General features: G+C 44.4%; 27 protein-coding genes. All 27 read right to left on the reverse strand.

What is annotated here, in order from left to right:
- Positions 1 to 45 precede the first annotated feature (45 nt).
- Positions 46 to 834, reverse strand: a complete 789-nt coding sequence (locus GCWU000182_RS00005) for a ferredoxin reductase domain-containing protein (protein WP_035364332.1) — start codon at positions 832 to 834, stop codon at positions 46 to 48.
- A gap of 110 nt (positions 835 to 944) precedes the next feature.
- Positions 945 to 1508 carry a TetR/AcrR family transcriptional regulator gene (locus GCWU000182_RS00010; RefSeq protein ID WP_172863484.1) on the reverse strand — a complete coding sequence of 188 codons (564 nt, stop codon included), beginning with the start codon at positions 1506 to 1508 and terminating at the stop codon, positions 945 to 947.
- 145 nt (positions 1509 to 1653) lie between these two features.
- A complete protein-coding gene (locus tag GCWU000182_RS00015; RefSeq protein ID WP_023390665.1) occupies positions 1654 to 2355 on the reverse strand; it encodes an LrgB family protein in 702 nt (233 codons plus the stop codon).
- The gene (locus GCWU000182_RS00020) at positions 2356 to 2751 is read right to left on the reverse strand and encodes a CidA/LrgA family protein (RefSeq protein ID WP_035363777.1); all 396 of its coding nucleotides are present in this window, start codon (positions 2749 to 2751) and stop codon (positions 2356 to 2358) included.
- A 97-nt stretch (positions 2752 to 2848) separates the two neighbouring features.
- Positions 2849 to 3601, reverse strand: a complete 753-nt coding sequence (gene gpmA, locus GCWU000182_RS00025) for a 2,3-diphosphoglycerate-dependent phosphoglycerate mutase (protein WP_035363779.1) — start codon at positions 3599 to 3601, stop codon at positions 2849 to 2851.
- A gap of 11 nt (positions 3602 to 3612) precedes the next feature.
- Positions 3613 to 4365: a class I SAM-dependent methyltransferase gene (locus GCWU000182_RS00030; protein WP_023390668.1), complete on the reverse strand. Its 753-nt coding sequence runs from the start codon at positions 4363 to 4365 to the stop codon at positions 3613 to 3615.
- Positions 4362 to 4775, reverse strand: a complete 414-nt coding sequence (locus tag GCWU000182_RS00035) for a hypothetical protein (RefSeq protein WP_023390669.1) — start codon at positions 4773 to 4775, stop codon at positions 4362 to 4364. The genes GCWU000182_RS00030 and GCWU000182_RS00035 overlap by 4 nt, the downstream gene beginning before the upstream one ends.
- A gap of 495 nt (positions 4776 to 5270) precedes the next feature.
- Complete coding sequence (locus GCWU000182_RS00045; protein ID WP_023390671.1) at positions 5271 to 5960, reverse strand: amino acid ABC transporter permease; 690 nt, start codon at positions 5958 to 5960, stop codon at positions 5271 to 5273.
- A 1-nt stretch (position 5961) separates the two neighbouring features.
- Positions 5962 to 6855 carry a transporter substrate-binding domain-containing protein gene (locus tag GCWU000182_RS00050; RefSeq protein ID WP_023390672.1) on the reverse strand — a complete coding sequence of 298 codons (894 nt, stop codon included), beginning with the start codon at positions 6853 to 6855 and terminating at the stop codon, positions 5962 to 5964.
- Between the two features lie 175 nt (positions 6856 to 7030).
- Positions 7031 to 7213, reverse strand: coding sequence for a twin-arginine translocase TatA/TatE family subunit (locus GCWU000182_RS00055; RefSeq protein WP_023390673.1), 183 nt, complete (start codon positions 7211 to 7213; stop codon positions 7031 to 7033).
- The gene (gene tatC / locus GCWU000182_RS00060; protein ID WP_023390674.1) at positions 7197 to 7934 is read right to left on the reverse strand and encodes a twin-arginine translocase subunit TatC; all 738 of its coding nucleotides are present in this window, start codon (positions 7932 to 7934) and stop codon (positions 7197 to 7199) included. Before tatC ends, GCWU000182_RS00055 begins: the two co-directional genes overlap by 17 nt.
- Positions 7927 to 9654, reverse strand: coding sequence for an FTR1 family iron permease (locus tag GCWU000182_RS00065; RefSeq protein WP_023390675.1), 1728 nt, complete (start codon positions 9652 to 9654; stop codon positions 7927 to 7929). The genes tatC and GCWU000182_RS00065 overlap by 8 nt, the downstream gene beginning before the upstream one ends.
- Complete coding sequence (efeB, locus tag GCWU000182_RS00070; RefSeq protein WP_246269773.1) at positions 9623 to 10864, reverse strand: iron uptake transporter deferrochelatase/peroxidase subunit; 1242 nt, start codon at positions 10862 to 10864, stop codon at positions 9623 to 9625. The genes GCWU000182_RS00065 and efeB overlap by 32 nt, the downstream gene beginning before the upstream one ends.
- A complete protein-coding gene (locus tag GCWU000182_RS00075) occupies positions 10854 to 11726 on the reverse strand; it encodes an EfeM/EfeO family lipoprotein (RefSeq protein ID WP_023390677.1) in 873 nt (290 codons plus the stop codon). The genes efeB and GCWU000182_RS00075 overlap by 11 nt, the downstream gene beginning before the upstream one ends.
- Positions 11727 to 11905: 179 nt before the next feature.
- Positions 11906 to 12856 (reverse strand): prolyl aminopeptidase, encoded by a 951-nt coding sequence (gene pip, locus GCWU000182_RS00080; protein WP_023390678.1) that lies wholly within the window; start codon positions 12854 to 12856, stop codon positions 11906 to 11908.
- Positions 12850 to 13359, reverse strand: a complete 510-nt coding sequence (locus GCWU000182_RS00085; protein ID WP_023390679.1) for a dihydrofolate reductase — start codon at positions 13357 to 13359, stop codon at positions 12850 to 12852. The genes pip and GCWU000182_RS00085 overlap by 7 nt, the downstream gene beginning before the upstream one ends.
- 30 nt (positions 13360 to 13389) lie before the next feature.
- Positions 13390 to 14331, reverse strand: a complete 942-nt coding sequence (locus GCWU000182_RS00090) for a thymidylate synthase (RefSeq protein ID WP_023390680.1) — start codon at positions 14329 to 14331, stop codon at positions 13390 to 13392.
- A gap of 37 nt (positions 14332 to 14368) precedes the next feature.
- Positions 14369 to 16243: an ABC-F family ATP-binding cassette domain-containing protein gene (locus GCWU000182_RS00095; RefSeq protein ID WP_023390681.1), complete on the reverse strand. Its 1875-nt coding sequence runs from the start codon at positions 16241 to 16243 to the stop codon at positions 14369 to 14371.
- A gap of 69 nt (positions 16244 to 16312) precedes the next feature.
- Positions 16313 to 18025 carry an ABC transporter ATP-binding protein gene (locus GCWU000182_RS00100; protein WP_023390682.1) on the reverse strand — a complete coding sequence of 571 codons (1713 nt, stop codon included), beginning with the start codon at positions 18023 to 18025 and terminating at the stop codon, positions 16313 to 16315.
- Between the two features lie 93 nt (positions 18026 to 18118).
- Positions 18119 to 18955, reverse strand: a complete 837-nt coding sequence (locus GCWU000182_RS00105) for a LicD family protein (RefSeq protein ID WP_023390683.1) — start codon at positions 18953 to 18955, stop codon at positions 18119 to 18121.
- 27 nt (positions 18956 to 18982) lie between these two features.
- Positions 18983 to 20011, reverse strand: a complete 1029-nt coding sequence (locus GCWU000182_RS00110) for a zinc-binding dehydrogenase (RefSeq protein ID WP_035363782.1) — start codon at positions 20009 to 20011, stop codon at positions 18983 to 18985.
- 1 nt (position 20012) lies between these two features.
- On the reverse strand, positions 20013 to 20720 hold the full coding sequence (locus GCWU000182_RS00115) for an IspD/TarI family cytidylyltransferase (protein WP_023390685.1): 708 nt from the start codon (positions 20718 to 20720) through the stop codon (positions 20013 to 20015).
- Between the two features lie 158 nt (positions 20721 to 20878).
- Positions 20879 to 21571, reverse strand: coding sequence for a sugar phosphate nucleotidyltransferase (locus GCWU000182_RS00120; RefSeq protein ID WP_023390686.1), 693 nt, complete (start codon positions 21569 to 21571; stop codon positions 20879 to 20881).
- Between the two features lie 3 nt (positions 21572 to 21574).
- Positions 21575 to 22510: a DMT family transporter gene (locus GCWU000182_RS00125; RefSeq protein ID WP_023390687.1), complete on the reverse strand. Its 936-nt coding sequence runs from the start codon at positions 22508 to 22510 to the stop codon at positions 21575 to 21577.
- Between the two features lie 6 nt (positions 22511 to 22516).
- The gene (locus GCWU000182_RS00130) at positions 22517 to 24379 is read right to left on the reverse strand and encodes a phosphocholine cytidylyltransferase/choline kinase family protein (RefSeq protein WP_035363785.1); all 1863 of its coding nucleotides are present in this window, start codon (positions 24377 to 24379) and stop codon (positions 22517 to 22519) included.
- A gap of 137 nt (positions 24380 to 24516) precedes the next feature.
- Positions 24517 to 24906: a DUF956 family protein gene (locus GCWU000182_RS00135; RefSeq protein ID WP_023390689.1), complete on the reverse strand. Its 390-nt coding sequence runs from the start codon at positions 24904 to 24906 to the stop codon at positions 24517 to 24519.
- Between the two features lie 24 nt (positions 24907 to 24930).
- Positions 24931 to 25620 carry a DnaD domain-containing protein gene (locus GCWU000182_RS00140; RefSeq protein ID WP_023390690.1) on the reverse strand — a complete coding sequence of 230 codons (690 nt, stop codon included), beginning with the start codon at positions 25618 to 25620 and terminating at the stop codon, positions 24931 to 24933.
- Positions 25621 to 25701: the final 81 nt, after the last annotated feature.

The following is a 25701-nucleotide window of genomic DNA, read 5'->3' on the forward strand; positions in this document are numbered from 1 at the left end:
TGATTTTTTGTTTGAAATATCTTTCCCGTCATCTATGCCCTTCTTCTATTTTAAACCTCTGAAGCGACTAGTTTTAATCCTCTTTTTATCAATTCCCTTATCTTTAAGGAATTGTTTCATAGTATTGACGTCATCAGGCTGTCCTGCTAATAGATAAGTCGCATCGTTACCATAGCGCTCAACTGCTTCATTTAAATAGGCTTGACTTTGAGAAAGACTCGAGCTGCTCTCATAGCTTAGATTTGCATGATTTTTAGCTGAATCTTCCAGTTCATTGTTAAAGGCCAACACCCCTTTACTAAAATGACTCAAGACCAATTCGTGTTTACCTAGCTCTTCTTTGATGATTGGGCGAATGGCCGCAATGCCGACATCTGAAGCAAAACACACTAGTGGTTGATCACTCTCAGTAATGGTTAGGGAGTCTTCTAGCCAACTAAGCTTTAGTTCACTTCCCTCTGAAAGGCTAGTCAGGTTATTTTTGAATAGACTGCCACTATCATGCGTCAAAATCAAAATCTCTTCTTCCTGTAGCGTTGAGGCAATAGTCAGCCAGCGACTAGCTTTCTCCTCCTTAGCATCACTCCTGCTTGCACCAGTGACTACCTCCATATTTTTTGAATTGCTATCTTTATCGTTTGACAAACTAATCTTAGCGTAGGAGCCTGCCTTCCACTGCAGATTATCCGGTTTACTTAAATGTATCAGCCTTAAATCCCCATCTACTTTTTCAATCGAGGCTACAGTGAGTGTTTGGCTCCGTCCAAGATAGGCGATAATGCCCCAAATGATAAGACTTATAGTCGCAATGACAACTAGAATTATGTATAACATTTTTTTACCTCTTTTCTGTTTACGTTTTTCCAACTTGATACTTCCTCTCTGCTGATGAGTGAATATATCCAACGTTCATTCATTTTAGTGTAAAATAAAGAATTGCTTCTTTATTTCAAAATACCTTTAACAAAGTTAGTTGCAAGTATTTCAAGCGTTCTACTTAACTCTGGCACATCTTGTTCTGTGATTTGCATATCCATGTAATAGAAAAGATTGTAGACACGTAAAATATCCTGAATTTTATCTTGCGAGTAACCTTCTGCTAACATTCGACTGGTGAAAGTTTCGACTAAAAAATTGTGGAAAGGATTTGAGACTTTGCCTTCTTCGGAGGAATAATATCCATGTAATTCATCTGCGATTGCAGGATTATACCACTCCTTAAGGATTTTGTTGGAAGAAACCAAGGAACGTGATCGTCCAAAAATTTGGCTAACGAGTTCAACCATGTCCATCTGCCAATCAATTTCTTCAATCATAGCTTGACGAGCGCGATTGTTCTCATCGATGTAGATATCCAAAAAAATGGCTTCTTTACTATCATAATAGTTATAAAAAGAGCCGACTGCCATACCGGCCTGCTTGGCAATTTCTGAAATTCCTGTCGCTTTGTATCCCTTTTTAGAAAAGACTTCATGCGCGGCTAACTTTAGGGCTTGTTTTTTATCCACAGCTATCGTGCCTCCTTTTTGTTTGAGTGAATATATTTTGTATTCATTCATATTGTAAAATAGAAAGTTCAGTTTGTCAATCATAATCCTCTCTCATCAACAACTAAATCCTAGTACTTATAGCACTAGGATTTAAATCTCTCTATTAGTTTGACAAGATAAGTGCCGCAATCAATGGGCTGATAAAGACATAAAGTAAACCCGTCACGCCAATTGCCAGACCTGCCATGGCGCCTGCGACTTGACCATATTTGAAGGCTGTCCCGGTCCCCACCGCGTGTCCCGTTCCGCCTAGGGCTAGCCCAACTGCTACATGGTCTTCAATCTTCAATACTTTTAAAACAACAGGCCCTAGAACGCTTGTCAAAATCCCAGTAGCCACTACAACGACTAAGGTCACAGTTGTCATACCTTGCATCTTGTCGATAATCCCCACCGCCATAGCGGTCGTAACTGATTTAGGGAAAAGCGAAATCGCTAGGAAGAAATCCATGCCAAAAAGTTTAGCAAGGAGTGCAGTAAATGTCGTATTAATTAACACCGCAATGGAAGTCCCTAAGAGAATACTGCGTATATGGTGTTTCATCAAGTGGAAGGTTTTATAAAGCGGAATGCCCAAAGCTACTGTTGAAGGCACAATCAAGGTGTTAAGATAACTGCCTCCCACGTAATAAGCGTGATAAGGAATGCCGGTTAGCTTGAGCACTACAATAATTAAGATTGTCGCAATCAGAAGTGGCGTCGTCAATGGGTGAGGCCAACGTCGATTGAGTCGCATACCAAGATAGTAAGCTAGAATGGATAGTCCAAGTCCAAATAAGGGATTTTCCCAAAAATTAGCAGTCACCTAGTTTACCTCCTCAGTAAAGTCGTCCACAAAACGATCCTCGTAGTTGCCTTCATAGCGGTTCTTAACGTAATTAACCACTAAGGCAATGACCACAATATTAAGCACAATGGCCCCTACTATGATGAGCACAATAGGTCCTAGAAAAGGCGCAATGACCTCATAACGGTCCATAATCCCAACTGCTGCCGGCAAAAAGAGAATGGTCATATTGGCCAAGAGAAAGTTACCTACTGCATTGACATGACGCAAACGTAGCAGCTTGAATTCAAGGGCTAAAAATAGGAGGATTAAGCCCAAAATAGAGCCAGGAATCGGTAATTGAAAATAAGTCGAAATCCCCTCTCCTATAAAGGCTAATAAAACAATAATCATGAACTGGACATAAAGTTTCACAATGAATCCTCCTTTTCTCACAATACAAGTTTACGCTTTTTCGGCCAGATTGCAAGTCAAAAAAAGGATTGGCGCTTAAGTCCAATCCTTCAACTGCTTAATGGGCAAGCTTACCTTGGTTAGCTACGGCAGACATTTTAGCTGCCAAGGCCTCTTGGTCACCTAGGTAATAATGTTTAATTGCTTGGAAGTTGTCATCAAATTCGTAAACAAGTGGAACACCTGTTGGAATATTCACTTCCATAATCTGATCTGCGCTTAGTTTATCAAAATACTTAACGAGTGCACGAAGTGAGTTACCGTGTGCTGCAATAATGATGCGTTGACCTTCTGCCATTTGTGGCCGAATCACTGTCTCAAAGTAAGGGACAACCCGCTCGATGGTAGTTGCAAGACTTTCCGCTAATGGCAAGCTATCCTCAGCAGGAACACGCCGATATTGGTCTTGCAAACGCGGGTTGCGACCATCACTAGCTTCCAAGCTTGGTGGCAATACATCAAAGGAACGGCGCCAGATTTTAACCTGTTCTTCCCCATATTTTTCTGCCGTCTCAACCTTATTCAAGCCTTGTAGGGCGCCATAATGGCGTTCATTTAACTGCCAAGCCTTATGAACGGGTATCCAAGATCGGTCTAGCTCAGTCAGAACGGCATCCAATGTATGAATGGCCCGTTTAAGATAGCTTGTATAGGCCAAATCAAAGTCAAAACCTGCTGCCCTGAGCTGGCGCCCTGCTTCATGTGCTTCAGCCAAACCTTTGTCGGTCAGTTCTACGTCCGTCCAACCTGTAAAGAGGTTAAGCCGGTTCCACTCACTTTCACCATGACGAATTAAAACTAATTGTTTCATAAAATCTCCTCCTAACATTGATAGTAGCCATAATGGAATTTGGTATTAGATCGTTTGATACGTGTTAGGCCTAAGTCTTCAAAAATAGGGTCTTGATAGTGGGCTTTGACAACGATGCGGTGCCTTGCCACCCGCTTAGCCTGCTCTAAAGCTTCCTCGGTCAAGGGCTGTCGATTGGCTAAAAGACGAATACCATCTAAGTTCTTGGATTCTTCAATTCCCACCTTGAACATTGGATCAAAGTAGACACAGTCTATACTCTTATCTTTTGCTTGAGCAAGATAGGTTTGATAATCCTGACAGTAAGTCACCAAGTCTCTCATAGCCTGAGTAAAACGACTATCTTCCATAACAAATCGAGACAGCCCATCACTTACAATCAAATGCACCAAGGGATTAAACTCTAAGGCAGTGACCTGGTAGCCAAAATACTGCATCACCAGGCTGTCACTGGCCATCCCCATGGTGGCATCCAGGACACTAGCGCCAGTTGGACAAGCTAGGGCTTCCAACAAAGGGTCGCGGCCGTTAAGTGCCCTGAGCCAAGCAGTATTGGGATGGAAAAATAGTTTCTGACCCTCCGTATCATAGTAGATTAACTCATTCTTGTTAAGGACTAAGGCACCCTCTGCCTGGCAATAGATTTGCTTCATGGTACGCTTACCACGGTCCTGATAGATTCCACCGTATAGTTGGGCCAACTCCTGGGCGCGCTTTACTAAGCCTGGCTCTTTGTCAATAGCCGTTGTGACAATCAAGGTCATACCTCCACCTCTTCCTGACCTTGGTCTTGGGAGAAAAAGAGGGTGCGTAACTCATGCCAGGTCCATTGAACCCAGAAGTTGCAAATCGTCACGAAAAAAGCAAAGATAAGTAAGATCACAATTAAAGCCTGAATACCAAAGAGCCAAGTCTTAAAATCTGAAAAGTTAGTTAGTACTTGGACGCTTTCCCAAGACAAGGTTCTTCTAAGGCTAAGTCCAGGGGAGCTAGCAGAGGCCAGCAACCGAATATCCATCATATAAGCAATGGCGATAAAGCCTATTACAATCAGTAAGGCGATGATTTGGAGGACAGACTTTTCCTTAAAGCTCAAATAGTGTCGCTCGCGACTAGGAATTCGGGTTCGCTTCTTTTTATTCTTATTTTTTCTGTGGTTGGATCGTTTTACCATGTCTTGCCCTCCTTTCTAGTTTTTCCCTTAATTGTCTGCCATATATCAAAGGCTAAATAGATTAGATGAGATGTCACCATATAAAAAATGAAAATAACAATTAGGACCGCTATAAGAGTCAATAGATAACTGAAAGATTCTGACTCAAGCATCTTTAAGTCCATCAGGCGGTTTACATCATCATGGAAAATAAAATGTACCTTCCTGACTGGAACGGGCCAACGACTGAGATAGAAAGCCCAACTTATGACCAGGGTCAAGGCTATTGATAGCCAAAACATTGTCCATTCTCTGGAATTACGAGGAGTTTTGCGGTCTACAGGCCAACCAAACCTTACTGCCTTTTTTTGCTGCCTATTGCCCATAGCTGCCTTTACCCCTTTCCTCTTTACTTTAAGTCTAGCACTTTCAATCAGACTTTTCAATTCAAGCAACCCCCACATAATCTATAGAAAAGAGCCCCTTAAAACTAAGGGACTCTTTCTCTACATTTCATTAAATATCTAGGGCAAATCGACGTTCTAACTTGGCTTGAAGCAAGGAATATGCCGTACAAATTAACCAATAGATGACCGCTACCAAGATATACATGGTCATGAAGTCATGTTCTGAGGCTCCTACCACTTTAGCCTTCTGGAATATCTCTGGTACACTAATAATGGCGGCAATCGAAGAGGACTTAACCAAATCTAGCATAACATTGGATAAGGGGGGAATGGCTAGTCGTGTAGCTTGAGGTATCACCACATAGCGAAGTGATTGTCGATAGCTCAGACCGACAGCAAAGGCTGCTTCCCATTGACCTTTTTCCACGCCTTCAATACCGGCACGAATAATTTCAGCCGTGTAGGCAGAAGCCGTAATGGACAGACCCAAAATGGCAGCCGTAAATGCCGACATGACAATCCCCATTAGTGGTAAGCCATAATAGATAAAGAACAAAGTAACTAGAAGTGGCACACCACGGAAAAAGGAAATATAGGCAATTGCAATAGCGCGTAAGCCACGCAAAGGCGCTAAACGCAAGAGTGCTAGGCAAAGTCCTCCAAACGTGGCTAAGAGAAAGCTAGCTAAAGACAAAGTCAATGTATTGCCCAGACCTTGTAGTACTGTTGGCAGTCCTTTGAGCGCCAATTCTGGATTAAAGATATAGTGCCACTTGATAGTCAAGAGCAAATGGGCCATCTTAACGATCCACTTCCACTACAGGTAGATCTTTAAGTTTCTTACCACCGATTTCTTCCTTCTCAGTTGAGACATCTTCCCCTTCATAGAACTTCTTAGAAAGTTCTGCCAAGGAACCGTCTTTACGCATTTCTTCTAAGACTTGGTTGATTTTTTCTTGTAAGGTCACAGATTCCTTGTTAAGTACGAAGGCTGCCTTACTTGGGTTATAGAAGACATTCCCTACCTTAGTCTTGAAGTCTGGGAAGAGCTTGTTGGCATTCTTAATGGCAATGGTTTGGACATAGTAATCATTTGGAATGAAGTCAGTCCGACCATTGTGGATATCCGCAATGTATTGTTCCAAGGTCCCGTTGTCATAGGTGACAGCTTCCGCACCTTTTGCTTCAGCAATGGCCATGTATTTGGTAGTTGCTTCCCCAGCTGCCTTCTTACCTTTGAAATCATCTAAGGATTTAATGCCAGAATCGTCGGACTCACGAACTACAATAGAACCGAAGCTATATTTAATTGGTGTTGAGAAAAGGAATTCTTTTTCACGTTTAGGTGTGATGTCGTAGTCGTTGGCTACAATATCCGCTTGTCCTGACTTAATGGCTGTTAACATGCCATCTGTGTTCATTTCCTTAAATTCGAGTTCAAGGTTTAATTTTTCAGCAACCTTACGCAAGATTTCAATGTCATAACCAGTTAAGACATCTTTACCCTCTACTTCTGAGTGGAAAGTTGATGGGTAGTAAGCCCCTGAAGTTGCTACAACAATTTTGCCTGATTTTTGGATGCGATCCCAAGACTCATCCGCAGCTTGCACCTGATGCACAGGCGCCAATAATGCTCCCCCTAAAGTAATCAGGCTAGCAGCAGCCACAATTTTTTTCCATTTCACATTCACCATAATAAACCTCCTAGGTTTTAAGATTTGATTTCATTCTAGCATCTAGAACAGTTACTTTCAACTGTTCTGCTCAATAAATATTGATAAACATAGCTGTTTCAGAAATAAAATAAAACAGTTTTATTATCTGTACCAAAACAAAAGAGGAGCTTAGCTCCTCTCTTCTTATCACAAACTATTGATCTTTTTCTTGTTTCTTATCGTCATCCGTTAGTTCGTGGACAGTACGTTTGAATGACACAAACATTTTACCAATCGACTCTCCAAGTTCTGGTAATCGCTTAGGGCCAAAAATCAAGAGCGCACCTAAGACAATCAAAATTAAACCCGGCGCCCCAATATCACGAAGTAATCCCATCTTGCTTCCCTCCTCTTCTCTTACGATACAAAATCCAATGGCTAATTAAAATACTAATCTCATAGAGTCCCACCAGAGGCACTAACATGGCCAAGTCGCTGACAAAATCAGCTGGCGTTAAGACAACAGCCAATACCAAGAGCACAAAGTAGGCATAGCGACGATAGGCGCTCAACCACTTAGGTGATAGCAAGCCTATATGGGTCAAAAAAGCGACTAAGAATGGCATCTCAAATAGAAAGCCTAGTGGCAAGGTCACGCCAAAGATGAAATCCAAATAATTTCCAACTGTCAGACGCGTTTCAAAGAGTTCTTGACTCCAATTCAAGAGCACTTGTAACAAGGCCGGAGCTACCAGATAAAAGCCAAAAGCTAATCCCATGATAAAGCAAAGAAAGACAGCTGGCAAGTACCAATAAATGGCACGCAACTCCTCTTGTTTAAGGGCTGGTTTGACATAGGCCCAAATCTGATAAGTGACAAAAGGTAGACTAGCGCTTAAGGCCACTAAACTGGCCACTTTAACATAGAGCCAGAGAATTTCATTAGGTCCCAAGGCTAAGAGCGGCTGGTCCAGAAATTGCGTCACTAAATGATAAAAAGGATCTACTAAGAAAATCCCAAGGCAAAACCAGAGAACAAACCAGATGAGAGAAACAATCAAGCGGGATCTAAATTCTGCCAAATGCCCTACTAGACTGAGTTGCTTGCTATCAGTCACCTGACTTCTCCCCTTTCGACACTCGAAAGAAGATGAGCAGCAAGACCAAAAGATAAAAAGCCTGGCTAGCCACTGTCCACCAAGTTGGATAAAAACCTAGCCATTCAATGGCCTGTAGGTTACCCCATACAATTGGCTTGGCTGGCAGGTACTGCGTCACAATCAAGGTATGGATGCTGACTCCCAATATCTTGAAAGCTAAGACGTAAATCCCAACAGTGAGTATCTTAAAGAGCCATGGGAGTGATAAGCGATTGGCTAAGTATTTGAGAATCAAGCAGACCAAGCTTAAAATCAATGTAGCGAGACTGATGCCAAGTAGCATTTCCCAAAAGGAAATTTTAGGCAGTATCCCCACTAAGAATAGAATTGTCTCTGCCCCCTCGCGGAAGACGGCTAGAAAGCTGACCCCAAATAGGGTCCAAAGTCTTCCACTCTTTTGATAAGCTACCAATTGGCGATCAATATAGGCTTGCCAAGAGGCTAGGCTTGAGCTCCGATGTAACCAAATCCCTACTAGGGTTAAGGTCACCACCGCAAAGAAGCCAGTGACTGCTTCAATTAATTCCCGTGCCACACCTGAGACAATAGTCGGCAATAGTGCTGTTAATGCCAGAGCCAAGCCAATACTTGCTAAGAGTCCAACACCTGTCCCTGCATAAACATAAGCGAGGGGGCGTTTGGCCTTGAGGGATTTTAGGCTAGCAACCAAGGCCAAGACGATTAACATAGCCTCTAAGCCTTCGCGCAAGACAATGAGTGAAACATCCCAGTAGGAATACTGGCTACTCTTATTAATCTGCTTAAGTTCGTCAATTAAGGCATCTAGCTTGGCTTGGTAAATCGGATCTTGCCCCTTAACCATAATGACGGGCGTTTCTTGCTCAACTCGGGTGTAGAGTTTATAATTACGGGTCGAAACCTCGCCCTCTATGCTGGGCCAGAGTTCAATGAAGGATTGCATGAGCTGCTTGGCTTGGTTGGTCTGTCCTTTAGTAAAGGCATCTTTGGCTCTATCTAAAAGTTGCAAACCATCTTTCAAGCTAGCTCCATTTGTGGTTGAAACTGCACTAGCCTCTGTACCTGTCAGAAAATCTTGAATGGCTTGTTTCAAGCTATCGCTATTGACCTCAATAACTTGGTAATCGACCGGCTCCAACTCAATCGCAGCCCGTAATAGGGCCAAGGCCGTTTCAATTCGATTGTAATGGGCGCTAGATGTTGACCGAACAATACTTTCATTAGCAGTCCAACCACTATTGACCTGCTTATAAGCCAGTTTAACTGCTTCAATATCTTGCTTGGCAATGGCAGTCTCTAATTGATTGAACAGAGGCGTCATTCTTTTCTCAAGCTTAGTCTTAGCAGCAGACTCATCCACTGGATTCTGTTCCTTGTCGAAAGCCAATAGCGCACGCGAAATGGTCACAAGATTTTCATGAGTCAAGTCTGCTTTAGCTGCCTCAATGGCTGACTTAGTTGCTTGACCCGCCGGGCTAGTCGCCTGGCTTTCCTTGGCAAAAGAGCTGTCTAAAGCCTCTAGTTTTTGCTGAGCCAGACTGGAGTCGCCTTGCTCTAGTGCCTGAGTTGCTTCCGTCACCTGAATAAAATAGGACTGCAAGTCCGTTTTGGCACTGACAAAAGGACTAAAAAACAAGATAGCAAACAGAGCTAGGCAACTAACAAATCTATTCAAATAGGCTTTGACCAAGATAGCCACCCTTTTCTACTCCCGGTAGGATAGCAAAGAGGCCACTCCCTACATGGGTAATGTATTCATTTAATTTGTCCTTGGTCCCTAGATTCTTCTGGACCTTAATGAATTGTTGGGGATCCTTTTGAAAGGAAATAAAGAGCAGGCCAGCATCAAATTGCCCTGTACGCGGATCAATACCGTTAGCATAAGAAAAGGCTCTGCGGTATATTTCTTCCCCCACTTCTTTAGCTAGCCGGACATGGCAATCTTCTGGAATCACAAGGTTGCCCTTGTCATCTTTGAGTTCCAGATCCACCGGATCAAATTCATCAACTGCCCCAAGAGGCGCCCCACTGTCACGATGACGACCAAAGGTATTCTCTTGTTCCTTTAGACTAGTACGATCCCAGGTCTCAAGGTGCATTTGGACACGTCGCACAATCAGGTAAGTCCCATTTTTCATCCAATTGTCTTGGTCACACCAAATGACACGGTCAAAATCATCTTGACTGGTCACATTAGCAGTTCCATCCTTAAAGCCAAAAAGATTACGAGGGGTAGAGCCCTGGCTAGTAATTGCAGCATAGCCCGTCTGGCTCCATCTAAGGGTTAAATGTTCGCGCCCCTTGCGAAGCAAGTTGCGAACCGCATGAAAGGCCACCTGGGCATCTTCAGCACAAGCCTGGATACAAATATCTCCACCCGTAAAAGCCTCTTGCAATTGATCACGTGCGAACTTAGGTAAGTCCTCAAGCTCAGGCAATTTTTTGCTTGTTAGTTTGAGCTTGTCTAAGAAACTCGGACTGACCCCAACCGTAATGGTAAGGCGCTCAGTCCCCATGCCGACCGCCTCGCCGGTATCGGTAGGTGGTAGCATAGTATTCGATTTATAAGCCTCAACTAGCTCACCCTGCATCATGCGAGCAATATAGGTTGTCCAAGACTTGAAAATACTACGAATAATCTCCAAATCTTCCGTCGCCAAATCCAAAACAGCAAAATAGACCTGACGCTGAATGGGTGTGGTGATGCCTGACTGACGCTTACCATAAAATGGAATAGCTTGGTTGGCGTCTTCTTGGGCTAGAGCATCTTTGGGTGAAGTCCCACCAAATAGTAATTTCATGATGCTCGGAGCCATCATAGCCCCTGCCCCCATCATGCCCGCCTTCTTAATAAAATCGCGACGGGAAATGGGTTTGTCATACCATTTTTCGTCTGATTTAGCGACCACTTTCATCAGCCTCCAAGATAACGGCCATTTGCGATAGGGGTTCCCCTAACTTAGTAACCGCTTCAGCTAGGGCTTTGGTTTCTTTCTCGTTTAATTCTGTGTAGAGTTTGTAATGGTCGGCATCCACTTTGTGGCTTGCCAAGAGATCATTGACTGCCTTAAATTTTTCGGTTAGGTTTTTGGCCAATTCAGGATCCTTGGCAGAAATTTTGTCCTTAAAGATGTTAAAGATTTTCTCTGCTCCCGCAATATTCGCTTCAAAATCATAGAGGTCTGTATGGGAATAGATTTCCTCTTCACCAGTAATCTTGCTAGTTGCCACTTCATTCAGTAAGTCTACAGCGCCTGTCAGCATGTTTTCAGGTGTTACCTCAACTGTCGCGACTTTGGCCTTAAGCTCCTTAATGTCATCTACTAGCTGCTTGGCATAGGACACTGCAGGCTCGGTCTTACCCTCTTCCCACAGGATTTGTTCAATTTTGTGGAATCCAGACCAGCCTTCTTCGGTTTGATTGTCTTCCACATAGTCTGCTAGACGGTAGTCAATCTTAACATCAGATTCTGCAAAAAGCTCTGCAATAGGTTCTGAACGCTCATAAGATTTACGAATCAGAGGATAAACTTTCTTAGCTTCATCCAACTTGCCATCTTGGATTAGCTTAGCAAAGTTTTCCGTATCTTTTAGAAGCTGATCAATCTCTGCGCTTACAAACTTCTTGTAAGCCTCAGTTTCAGCACTTAAATCTACTGATTGAGCAGAGCTTGACTCCTCAGCTAATACAGAATAGCTAGTTAATGAAACAGTGGCCACTTGAGCTCCTAATAGAGTGAGGACTGCTAACTTCTTCCAATTCTTTTTCATTTACCTTCCCGCTTTTATCGATAGATTTCTTGATAAGACTATCATACCCTATTGTAGCAAGAAAGAATATCCTTTCTAAATAAAAGAGAATTAGTTCTACTAAGGAATTACTTGTTATAATGTCGAACGAACGATTTACTAATACAAAAAAACGACCTGTTATAAGGTCGTTTAACTCTCTATGTCATTTGGTCTTGTTTAATAGCTTCCATAGCTCCTAGTAAAGCCTCAAAGAGTGGCGCATCCTGAGGCGAATGGCCTGCTTCTTCGACAATTTGGAACTTAGCATGAGGACAAGCCTGGGCTAAGGCATAGGCCCCACTCGGACGGCAATCGACGTCATAACGGCCATGGAAAATTGACATAGGAATATCTTTGAGTAAATGGGCACGATTGAGGATGTAGTTGTCCTCTCCCCAGAACATCTTGTTAGCAAAATAATGGGCTTCTAGCAGGCCGAGCGAGCGGTCAACTGGTGCTAGTTCTGCATCTGGATCAGGGAAATTTGGTCGCAGCGTAATAACGGAACCTTCCCAGGCACTCCAACGTTTCATGGCTTCTTCTGCTAGGTCCTGATCATCCCCAATCATCCGGCGATAGTAGGCTGCTACTAAATCACCTTGTTCCTCTTGGGGGATAAAATCTCTAAACAAGGCGAAGGCTTCAGGATAGAACTCGCTTGCGCCAAACTGAAAGAGCCAATCAGAATCTTCTTGGCGACCCAAGAAAATTCCGCGCAGTATCAAGCTCTTAACCCGCTCTGCATGATGAATGGCATAGGTCAAAGCCAAGGTCGAGCCATAGCTACCACCAAATACATGCCAGTCCTCTATGTTGAGTGTCTGCCTAATAATCTCTAAATCCGCCACGCTATCTAAGACAGTATTTGCTTCTAGCGAGAGGAAGGGCTGACTTTTGCCACACCCACGTTGATCAACTAGAATAATCCGATAAAATTCAGGGTCGAAGAAACGTCGAGATGCCTCCCCAACCTGGCCACCAGGACCACCGTGTAAGAAGACTACTGGACAACCTTGAGGCTTGCCTGCTTCTTCCACATATAAGGTATGTCCACAACCAACAGGAATATGATGGCTGGCAAAAACTGGTGTATTAAGATAACCTAGCATGATTTCCCCTCCTTGGAGCGACGGACCCACCATTCAAATTGGTGAGCATATTGATTTTTATCATCAACCAGTCCTTCTTGAATTTCTACACATTGCCACTGGTCTTGATCTAGGTCAGCGACAAAGGTATCTGCCGGAAAAGTTGCCTTAATCTGCGTCCGAATAACTCGGTCTGCTAAAGGTAATAAGGCAGCAAAAATCTCGGCTCCTCCAATAACCATGACTTCTTGATCTTCAGCCAGGGCTTTGATTGCTTCTAGGTTATGGACACGGTGTAGGCCTTCAATTTCAGACTTATAGTCTTCTTGTCGAGTCAAGACGTAACTTGTCCGGCCAGGCAAGAGGCGACAGCCCATGGATTCAAAGGTCTTGCGCCCCATCAGAATAGCATGGCCGAGTGTCACTTGCTTAAAAAATTTGAGGTCATTGGGCAAGTGCCAGGGTAGTTGATTTTGATAGCCAATACCGCCTGCTTGGTCTTGGGCATATACAAGCGTCAGCATGGTGATTATCTTCCTTTCTGAGCAGTTTTTTTAGACGGCAATCGGCGCCTTAATGGTTGGCCAAGGCTCATAGCCTTGTAGTCGAATTTGGTCAGTAGAGACTTGATCAAATTGCTCGAAATCGTCAATTTCCAATTGTGGCAGAGGCTTAGGCTCTCTGCTCAAGAGTGTCTCCGCCGCCTCCAAATGATTGAGATAGAGATGAGCATCCCCCAAGGTATGCACAAAGTCCCCCACCTCTAGATCACATTCTTTGGCAATCAAATGGGTTAAGAGCGCATAGGAAGCAATGTTAAAAGGCACACCTAAGAAAACATCAGCACTACGTTGGTAGAGCTGGCAGGATAACTTGCCGTCATACACATAAAACTGGAAGAGTGTGTGACAAGGTGGCAAAGCCATACTAGGCACATCCTCAGGGTTCCAGGCTGACACAATTAGGCGTCTAGAATCAGGAGAATGCTTAATCATGTCAATGAGCTGGCTAATTTGGTCCAAAGTCTCGCCATTTCGAAGAGGCCAAGAGCGCCATTGTGCACCGTAGACATTGCCTAAATTACCGTAGCGTTCAGCAAAGTCATCATCAGTCAAAACTCGTTCATTAAAGGCTGCTAATTCCTGCTGGTAGATTTCATTAAAGTCTGGATCAGCGACTGCACGCAAGCCAAAATCAGTCATATCAGGGCCATGATAGTCAGGAGACTCCACATAGCGTTTGAAGGCCCACTCGTCCCAAATATGATTATTGTGTTCTAGTAAATAGCGAACATTGGTATCACCGCGTAAAAACCAGAGCAATTCGCTCTTAATCAAGCCAAAGGGAACGCGTTTAGTCGTCACCATGGGAAAGCCATGGCTCAAATCAAAACGCATCTGATAACCAAAAAGGCTCTTGGTCCCTACCCCGGTACGATCAGTTTTGACATGACCTTCTGCTAGGATTTTTCTGACTAATTCTTGATATTGTTGCATGTGCTTCTCCTTTGCTTGGCTTTTTTCTTACAGCGTCCTATGGCGCCAATTCACTTAAATAGTCATATCGCTCATAAAGATGATAGAGGTGAGCTTCGGTCGCTTCCAATTCTGCTTGAAGACTCATTAATTGGCCAGCATCTTGACTGTTGGCTTCCATGTCTTCCTGAATCTGATTAAGGCGATTCTCAGCGTCTTCAATTGCCGCTTCAATACCTGCCCATTCTTTCTTCTCTTCATAGCTTAACTTTTTCTGTTCACGTTTCGGTTTATTGCTTGGGGCAGGCGCTATCTTTTCCTTTTCAGGGACTGTCTGCTCCTTAGCAAGGTAGTCAGAATAACTGCCCCAATAGGTGGTATAAGCCCCTTGCCCCTCTAATATCAGGTACTGGTCTACTGTCTTATCTAAGAAATAACGGTCGTGAGATACCACGACGACAAGCCCTTCAAATTGGGCTAAATAATCCTCTAAGACCGTCAAGGTATCAATATCCAAATCGTTAGTCGGCTCGTCTAAGAATAGGACGTTGGGTTCCTGAATTAAGAGCGATAATAAATATAACCGACGTTTTTCTCCCCCTGACAGGCTGGAAATGGTAGAACCATGATTAACCCGAGGGAAATTGAATTGTTCTAATATCTGTGCGGCACTTTTGGTGCGGCCATCAGGACTGACAAAGTTATCAGCGATTTGCGTCAGATAAGATAAAATCCGCATGTCTCCCGGCAAATCTTGATCTAATTGGCGGTAGTAGGCTAAGCGGACCGTCTGTCCTAGCTTCAATGTCCCAGCCGCTAAGTCATGATAACCTGCTAGGGTATTGAGAAAAGTCGTCTTACCGACCCCATTGGCACCAATCAGCCCAATACGTTCGCCTTTGGTGAAGTGCTTAGTATAGTCTTGGATGACAACTTGCTGCCCCACTTCAATCCGTGCCTGCTCCAACTCAATAACCTGGTTACCGATTCGTTGTTGATCAAATTCAAAACCAGAGGCCTCTAGGCTATCCTGACGCGCAGCAATATCTTCCTTTAATTGGTCGAATCGCTCGATTCGTGCCTGTTGCTTGGTTGTTCTAGCCTTGGCTCCCTTTCGCATCCAAGCCAATTCGGCTTGATAGAGCTTGTCCTGCTTGTCTTGCATTCTTTCTTCAAGCGCGAGTTCAGTCGCCTTCTTCTCTAAATAAGCTTGGTAGTTGCCACTATACTCGCGGAAACGACCGTGTCTTAACTCGACAATCTTATTAACGGTCCGCTCCAAGAAATAGCGATCATGGGTGACCAAGAGTAGCGCGCCCTTGTAGGAAGCAAGGTATTTTTCCAGCCATTGCACAGAATTGACATCCAAATGGTTAGTCGGCTCATCTAAGATAAGCAAATCTGGCTCGGCAATGAGGACCTGGGCAATGCCAATTCTTTTCTGTTCCCCACCTGAGCAGTCTCCTACTCGTTGATTGAGATTAACAAGACCTAATTGTGTCAGGACGGTCTTGGCTTTAACTTCAATCTGCCAAGCATCTGCCTGATTCATGGCTTCAGTGATAGACTGAAAGGCTTCCTGAAGCTTGCCATTATCAGGATCTGATAACAAGGCAAGATTGGCCGCCTCATAGTCATGCAAGAGCTTCAATTCTGGCGTATCTCCTGCAAAGACCGTATCTAAAATAGTCTGGTTAGGATCTAACTCAGGATTCTGCGCCAAATAGGCTATGCGATAATCCTTTGGCTTGTCAATAGTCCCTTGATCATAGTCGGTCTGATCTGCCAGCACCTTCAAAAAGGAACTCTTTCCGGTCCCGTTGGGTCCAATCAAACCAATACGATCCCCTGTCCGAATGGCAAAGTCAATGCCCGCTAGCAAGGTTTTGGTTCCATAGGTTTTCTCTAATCCTGTGACTGCTAAGGTCTTCATGTCATCATTCCCTCATTGTAACTCTATTTATTATAGCAAATTTGGCTAACTAAGTCTAAGCTCTATTGGCTAGGCAAACTGGGCCCGGTATAGGGCCGCATAATGACCGTCTAAAGCCAATAGTTCCTGGTGACTACCGGATTCTACCACCCCCGCCTCAGTTACTACCACGATGCGATCCACATGTTGAATGGTGGCTAAGCGATGGGCAATAATGAGACTGGTCCGTCCTTTTGTTAATTGATCAAAGGACTGCTGAATATACTGTTCGGTTTGCGTATCTAAGGCGCTAGTTGCCTCATCTAAGATAAGAATGGAAGGATTCTTCAAGAATATTCTTGCGATTGACAAACGTTGTTTTTGCCCACCAGATAAGCGTACACCTCGTTCCCCAATGGCTGTATCCAAGCCATCAGGTAACTGAGCAATGACTTGATCTAGTTTAGCCGCGCGAATGGCCTCTTCCACCTCAGCCTCACTAGCATCTAAACGACCATAGAGGACATTCTCGCGAATAGTCCCATCGAACAAGAAAACATCCTGTTGAACAATCCCAATTTGCTGCCTGAGCGATGACAAGGTGTATTCCCGAATGTCCTTGCCATCAATCAAGACTTGACCCGATGTGACATCATAAAAACGCGGCAGGAGATTGACCATACTGGACTTACCTGCCCCACTTGGGCCGACTAAGGCCACGCTCTCCCCGGGCGCAATGGACAGATTTAATTGCGAAATGACAGTACGCCCCTCTTCATAGGCCAGTTCTACATTACGATAATCTATTTGGCCTTGGAAGTGTGGCGCTGGCTGGGCACCAGGCAGGTCCTGAACCGCCACCGGTTTAGCTAGTTCTTGTCTGAAACGTTTGAAGCCGGCAAAACCCTTAGGATAAGTCTCAATCATGATATTAATACTTTCAATCGGCTTAACAAAGGTATTGGCCAATAGGACAAAGCCGACTAATTGGCCCGTCGTTAGCTCCCCTTTGAGGGTGAAATAAGCCCCGGACACCAAGGCAATTAAGGTAATAATGCGCATCAAGACATAGTTAAAGGCGCTAGAAGCGGCCATGGTTTGGTAGAATTTAAGTTTATTCTCGCGATAGTCTTGAATCAGACCTTCAAAACGCGCTTCTTCATGGGCTTCATTAGCGAATGCCTTGACTACTCGTATACCACTGAGGCTATTGGATAAACCGGCGTTAAATTCCCCCAATTGACGATAGACTTGGCTATTAATACGTCCCATCTTCTTATTGAAGATAGCCAACGCAACTCCCAAGATTGGCACCAGAATCACTGTCCCAATGGCTAATTGCACATGAACCTGCAACATGAGCCAAAAAGCCCCCACCAAACTCATCAGGGTAATGAATAAATCTTCAGGCCCATGATGGGCTAGCTCCCCGATTTCGAACAAGTCACTGGTTAGTCGCGACATGAGCTCCCCCGTCTGCTTATTATCGAAATACTCAAAGGACTGTCTTTGGAAGTATTGGAAAAGCTGACGTCGCATATCGGTCTCAATGGTAATACCCAACTTATGCCCCAGATAGACTACAATGTACTTCATCACCATGTTGAAGAGATAAAAGGCAAGCAACAAGAGACAGACCCAAATAACCGTCTGATAATGGCCTGTTGGTAAGATGGTGTCAATAACCCGGTTGACAACAAATGGAAAAGTCAACTCTAACATAGCCGAAATAACAGCGCAGCCAAAGTCAATCATGAAGAGCTTCTTATAAGGCTTGTAATAGGCAAAAAAATCGCGCAACACTCACATCATCCTTTCTCATAAAAAGGCTGACCCTCTGGCCAGCCTTGTTTTGGCTAAAAACTGTTAATCTATAGCTAGGTTAGAGACTTCCCCCTACTTAAGCTGACCTGTCTTGAGGTCATAATCCGTATAAGGTCGCTCTAAATCCAGCAATAAAGCATCGTGATGTGGCTTTTGATTCTGGCTAGGCGGTGGCGTCATATAGTCACCAAACGCCTCACTCAAATAGGCATCATAACCCGCTGGAATGGGCATTTCTGTTCCTTCAAAAGGCTTGAAAACAGCCTGATCAAAGGCCTCAATTGGATAGAGTTTGCTCATATAGTAAGGACCGGAACACAACTCAATACGGTAAGCCGCCTCTTGGCGAGTGGTCTTAGTCATCTTTTTATGAGCCAGTGACCAGATCTTATAACGGAGTTTAGAACTTGGGACTAGGCCCAGCAACACTCGACTGCCCCAGGCCAAAAGGCCCCCATGCTTTTCAGGCACGGTTTGAGCGCAGAAGAGCGAATAGATTAATGCCCAGACCTTCTGGGTCTTACGTTTCCAGGCTGAGGCCGGCGCATAGTCCAAAGGCAGTACATCTAAGGCCAGGCCATGTGGCAAGTCTAAGTCAGCTTGATAAGGCTTGAGGCAAGTTGTCTGGCGGTCACGAATCGTGATGAAGAGGTTACGGTCGACATAGCCCGCATGAGACCGCGACAGAAAATAACGCGAATCTGCCTCTTTGGGCCAGAGTTCCGCCAAACGTTCATAATCTTCCCTTGGCATAAAAAAGTCTAAATCATCGTCCCAGGGAATAAAGCCTTGATGACGTAAAGCCCCAATCGCGCCACCACCACATAAGTAGCATAAGAGATTATGCTTCTGGCAGAAGGCAACAAAGTATTGGGCCATTTCTAGGCTTTTGGCTTGAATGGGTTCCATCTAACCCCTCCTTATTTTAATTAATCACTAGATATTCCACTTAGCCACCGTTTTAAATGGTGTTTTACGGTCTTCTTCGAAGAATTGATAGATATCCTTGACATCCTCTAAATCCCCTACTTGGTGGATAATCATCCGCAGTCTTGAGGATACTTGTGGGTTTTCCATTAAGGCCACCGCCAATTGGAAGTCCTCACGTCCCGAGCGAGAAGAACCAACTAAGGTCAGGCCTTTTTCTAAGACATCACGGGTATTGACTGGCACTTCCGTCTCGGAAACTCCCATTAAAATCAGCGTTCCTTGAGGTTTAATATACTTAATAATGTCACGAATGGCTTCCTGACTGGCATCACCACCCACACACTCAAAGGCATGGTCGAAGCTGAAATCTTCCGGAATATCTTGCAATTCATATACTTCATCTACAAAGCTGAAAAGTCTTAATTTATCGTGGTTTTTACCTACTACAATAATCGTAGCATCTGGGAACTTAGCTCTTAAGACGGTAGCTTGGACAAAGGCTAGCGAGCCAGATCCCCAAACCACAATCCGGTCACGCTTGGATAAGGCCATAGAGTCAAAACGACGGGCCCCGTGCGCCGCCACCGAGACAAACTCGGTCATGGCCGCTACCACATCTGGAATGCTATGATAGCCCACAACGCGGTCTAATGGTAAATGCACAAATTCCTGCATGAAACCATCGTAACCACTGGATAGGAAGTGAGTTCCTTCCACATAGTTCTCATAGAACTCACCTGAATGGTCAAAACCTTGCGGTGGCTGATTGGGAATCATGACGACCTTATCCCCTACTTGATAGGTGCCGGTTTCGTCACGTACGACGATGCCGCAACACTCATGAATCAAGGCCATTGGTAATTTTTGCTTGAGCACTTTGGCTGAACGCTTGCCTTGGTAATAGCGTTGGTCTGCATGGCAGAGAGCCATATAATTAGGTCGCACTACGACTGGCTTAGCCGAGTCTGTCGAAACATCTTCATACTTAACTGAGAAGAAGTATGGGCGAAGTAATTGATAGACGCGATTAATCACTTTAGATCTCTCCCAACATAGCTTCTGCAATCTTCAAATCGGTCACCGTCGTAATCTTCAAGTTAGAGTATTCCCCTTTTACTAGGCCAACACTTTTCCCTTTGAGGACAAAAACCTTGCAAGCATCGGTTAAAATCTCACGCTCGTCTTGACTTAGACTAGCGAAGAGGCTATCAAACTGATTAATACGGAAGGTTTGAGGTGTCTGACCTTGGAACATGTGAGCCCGATTAGGAATAGAACTAATGGACTTACCGTCTTGGGATTCCACAATGGTATCGTTAGCCATGACCACTGTATCAGTCGCATCATAGTCAGCCATGACCTTGATGTTGTCTTGAATCATACGGTAAGAGACAAAAGGACGTACCGCATCATGAGTTATTAAAATGGCTTGGTCGGAAACAGGACCGGCCGCCTTAATATCTGCAATGATATTAAGGATACTATCATTCCGATCCCCACCCCCATCAACGGCTTTAATCTTAGACTCATGGCCTGGCAAGTGTTTGCTTACTAAATCATTGAAGTAGACTAACCAGTTAGGATGAACGGCTACATAGACTTGGTCAATGTCTGGTACTACTAAGAATTTTTCGATGGTATGAATAATAATGGGCTTATTGCCTAACATGAGGAATTGCTTAGGCATATCTTGAATCCCCATTCTAGATCCAATGCCCCCTGCTAGAATACCTGCATAAATCATGCATCTCTCTCCTTCTCACTGTCGTAAAGTGTCTTTCTATCCTAATTATTATAGCACATCTTATATCGACACGCATAGAAATCTCATTGCCTTAAGCATTTTATTAAGAAATGATCACACATCCAAAACAAAAAGCCAGACACTTGTCTGGCTTCTGGCTAATTTTTTGCTTCCATTTGCGAACGTAGCGCTTCTAAATCCTCTAGGCTATCAATTTCAAAGGTCTGATGGCCTTCAATTGGATAAACATGTACGTTTAAATCAGCTAGGTTATCCTTGACCACGTCATCCCAGTAGAGATTAGCATAATCAGCTTCTTGGTAGTAGCCTTCAATTAACTGCTGCAAATGCTGTCCATCTTCCTCACTCCAATAGGAGACGCCAGACAGAATCCGCCCTTGACCACTTTCTACCGTAATGGCCGTTACGCGAAGGTCATCTTGCTGGTAATGCAAGACCCATTCATCCTTGAAGCCTTCTTTGGCTACCCCAAAGTAAAGGGAGCTTTCGGGTGCTGATAACAAGAAGTTATCAACTAGGAAGTTATCAGCATCAATAACATAGGCATCACTCAAGTAGTGACGGACCAAGTACATGGTGTAGAAGTTATTGTAGCTTTCATATTGGTCATTGTGAATCAAGGTCACGCCATACTGGTCCTTCAGAAAATCGAATTTTTCAGCCAAGTACCCTGTCACAACAATAATGTCTTCAATCCCTTTAGCCCGCAAGAATTCAATCTGGCGCTCAATTAAGCTTGTCCCAGCGACTTCAATTAAGGACTTAGGGGTTGTAAGGGTGATTGGCCGCAAGCGAGTTCCCATACCAGCGGCGAGAATTATTGCTCTCATAGCTTAGGCTCCTTCGTGTTGTGAAACTAAGACACTGCTTACAATCATCAAAGCCGCCGATAGCAAGAGAATGGGGTTAAATTCAGCCCCTCCTAGCAAGATGGAGAAGACAATGGCCCAAATAGCGTATGAGATATTGAGTGCAGTAGCCTTTACAGGACCAATTGTATCAATTGCGCGATAAAAATTCAAATAAGACAATGTGCCTAAGACAGCAACACCTAAGATTAACCAAAGTACTGGTTGACTCATAACAGCCGTCACGCTAAAGACCAAGTCAGATTCGAAGGTAATAAAGCCCAAATAAACTAAAGTAGAGACGCATTGACGAATCCAAAGAGCTTGCTTAGGATTCAAATCTTCCTTCATCCCAATGGAACAAATCACACTCTCCAAGGACCAGCCGACTACGCTGAGAAAGGCTACTAAGAAGCCAATAAGTTGGGCATTAGATTGCATCATATCACCAGATAGACTAACACCCAAGACCGCTAACACGGCCAAACCCAAACCAATCCAAACTGGCTTAGTAATCTTTTCCTTAAGAATTAACATACCTAAAAAAGCAGCAACCACTGGGTACATCGAGGAAATACTTGCTGTTAAGCCTGCCCCAATCGCATCTACCGCATAGAGATAGGCTCGCATACCCATAGGGCCACCTAAAACAGCTGCTAACATGACCACAAAGGAACTCTTGCTAGTCAATTGTTTGAAAGTTTGCTTGAGTTGACCTTGACGAACCAACTCCCCTGTCATCATTAAGGCAGAAAAACCATCATGGAAGAGAGCCAATAAGAGAGCGGCTCCAGCCAGTCTTGGATCCACTAGCGTGAAGGGTAACATCATCAGAATAACACCATTATAATGGGTATCTGCCCCCCACAAAATACCTGACAAGAGACCGGCAATGATGCCACTTCTTTCCTTATTTTTCATCTAAGTTCATCCTTCCTTTTTTAGAGCATGGTAGCGCGCTAGGTTAGCCTGCGCACGACGGTAACGCTCAATCCCGTAGTCTCCGAAATCATCGCCTCGGCTTTCCTTGAAAATGGTCCAAACTGACCAGAGGAAGTCTTGGCAAATTTGATAGATTAAGAGCTTGGTCTTCAAGCTATCCGGCACCTCTTGATCTTGACAGTATAGGCTTAAGAAGCGGTCTTCCTGCTCTTGGCTGAAGCCGCATTCTAGACTATGGGCCGCTAAATCCCAAGCCAAGTCGTTCATACCTGAATATTCCCAGTCAATGAGATAAGATTTGCCGTCTCCACCTTTGACAAAGTTCTCTGGAACTGTGTCAATGTGACATGGCACTATTTGAACTGGTAAGTCAGCCAAATCTTCTTGTAGTTGGAAAACTTCCTGACGTGTCGCCTGATAGCCGTCAAAATAGTCCGCCTCTACTTCATCCACAAAACTCTCATACTTAGCAATCTCCTCGAAGACATCAAAACGGTTATCAAAGTCTAATCCTGATTGATGTAACTGTCTGAGGAGTCCCGTTGTCATTCGCATATTGTTAAGGTAAGTCGCTGTATTAGCATTCAAGGTTTCAGCGTCTGGAATGAAGGCTGACACCTTGGTCCCTGTCACTTCGTCAAAGTAGAGGGTCTCAGCATCTAAGCCCAGAATATGCGCTAAGAGGCTATTAGATTTTTCTGCCGAGCGATTAATAAACTTCTCCGTCCCGTTACCGGCAATCCGAATGATATAAGGTTGGCCTTTAAGGGTGACCTTGTAGTTCTTGTTAGTCATACCACCGGCACTTTCTAAGGTCGCAATTTCCTCAGGGCTGGCATCCATCTGATCGGCCAAGAACTGTTCGACTTCTTGCTTAGCAGCCTCTTCTTCCTTACGAACCAAGCGAGGATAAACGCGCTTAAGCACATGGTGAACCTGGCTAGCATCGTCAATTTCGCCCCAGAAGAAGTCATCCAGTTTAAGGTAGCCCAAGCGGTAGTCTTGCGCAACATCCAACATAATATATTCATAGTTAACATAAGGATTGAGGTTGTCAGCATAAATGGCCAACATCTTAAGGTAGAAAGGATAGGACAATTTGGACAGGCCAATCATTTCACCGTCAATACGGTTGAATTGGTGAATATCCTTACCCATCTTATATACATAGCCATCACGCAATTCCACCATGGCCTCATCATGTTGCTCACGCACACTGGTAATCAGCATAGCAGAATCACTAGCGACCTTATTCAGCCCCTTAATCCCACGAATTTCAAAGAGCAAGTCCCCTTCAATCAGGAAGAAGTCCCCATCAATATGAGGAGCCGCCGCGGCCAAAGAAGCCATGGTTCCTGTGTGGGCATAAGCCTCGTTGACTACTAGGGTCACATCAGGCATATCAGCGACATGTTGAGCCAAGAGGTCAGCTTGGAAGCCAGCCACTAAGACAAAACGCTCTACTCCTTGGTCCCGTAAAACTTGGAGCGTCCGGTCTAATAAGGTATGGTCCCCCAGAGATAGGAGTGGCACGGGTTGGTCCAGATGACGAGGTTGCCCCGCAGCTAGAATAACTGCCTGATGGATCTGTTCTTTTGCTTGAGCTAATTGAATCTTACGGGCACTAGCATCCTTAAGGCCAGTCTCTAGTAGTGCTAAGCCCTTTTCTGTCACTTGATACTGATTACGTGTCCCTTGACGCTCAATCTCAATGTAGCCTTGTTCTTCAAGACGCTTAAGAATTAGATTAATCTTGCCTAGAGATAAGTTGGTCGCTTGTGCCATATCACGTTGACTGCCCGCTTCTGCTCGGTTCAAGTAATACAGCAAGGTCATTAAGTCATTCATGTGAGCCCTTCTTTCTTCGTTCATTTTTTGAACTTTAGTCTAGTATAAACTACTTCTCGGCCTATGTCTAGGGTTTTAGCCCAAAAAGTTCAAATAATGAACAAACCCTCAGCATTTAAAGCTGAGGGTTTGAGCTCCTATTTTTTGGGAGTTTTTTTAGCGCGCCATTCTTTCCAAAGCTTGGCCAGGGAGAAGATTGGCTTATTTCTGACCAGTTGCTCTTCCGCCAGATAGTTCCGCATGGCCTTAAGGGTCTGGCCGGCTTTAGAGACGACAAAATGATAGGTGCCAGCAGACTTAGTATCAATGAAGAAGCCTCGGATAAAGCCACGTTTCATCAACATGATAGCCCGAACCTGACGAATTTCGCCCCAAGGAATCTGAACGAAATCAGCTGGATTGCGGTCATTATAGAATTCAAAGGCCTTGTTACCGACTAGAATACGGCCATGGCGCCCCATAACGCCACCAGACATCCAGTTAGCAGTCGTCACGTAGTCTGCCCGGCTATTCAAGGATTCAACCATACTTCTCTCTCCTTTTACAGTGCTTTAGAGTAGTGGAATATCAATCTGATCATAAACCGCCTCTTGATTGTTGGGCTGGTCCTTATCTCGCTTGTCTAAGTAAGCTTGTGCCTGCGCCACAGTCGTCAAACCATGTCGCTCCCAATTAATCAGAATCCGATCAATATATTTGAGGCTGAGCGCTTGGCGCAAGACAGCTTCTTTAACTGCTAGGCGAATTAAATCAGGCGCATAGCCATCTTGTTTGAGCCAGCCATTCAGGGTCTCATATTCGAGCGCTGACAGGGAACGGCCAAACTCCCCTTCTATCAGAGGAATCAACTGACTTGCTGTTATAGCCTCTTGCGAGTCGTTTGTTTGGTCTGTCTCAGCGCTAGTAGTCGTCGTCTGATTTTGAGAAGATGATGGATTCAAGGTCTCTAAGCGCTCAAACAGTGGTGCTAGACTCAACCGGTCTTGGCCCGACGCATCCACCTCAAAAACTAAATAACCCTGATCGGCCAAGAGCGAGAGCTGAGACATGGCTTGATGTGACTGCCAACCATAGTGCTGACAACATAAGTCTACAACGGTCATAGGACTCAATTGACCTTCTTTCTGACCTAATATTGTCGTTACTAGGAGAAAAGTCTCAGGGCTCAAGCCTAAATCTTGATAATGGCTGAGTAAAACCTGTGGCAAGACCACAAAGCCTTCTTGATACCAGTTATACATGATGCTCCCTCCTCTTAGTCTAGTTTTCCTATTAAGCACAGGGCAGCTTCCTCAGAATAGGAGACTGCCCTTTTACTAATT

The sequence above is a fragment of the Abiotrophia defectiva ATCC 49176 genome, from assembly GCF_000160075.2.
Classification (GTDB): domain Bacteria; phylum Bacillota; class Bacilli; order Lactobacillales; family Aerococcaceae; genus Abiotrophia; species Abiotrophia defectiva.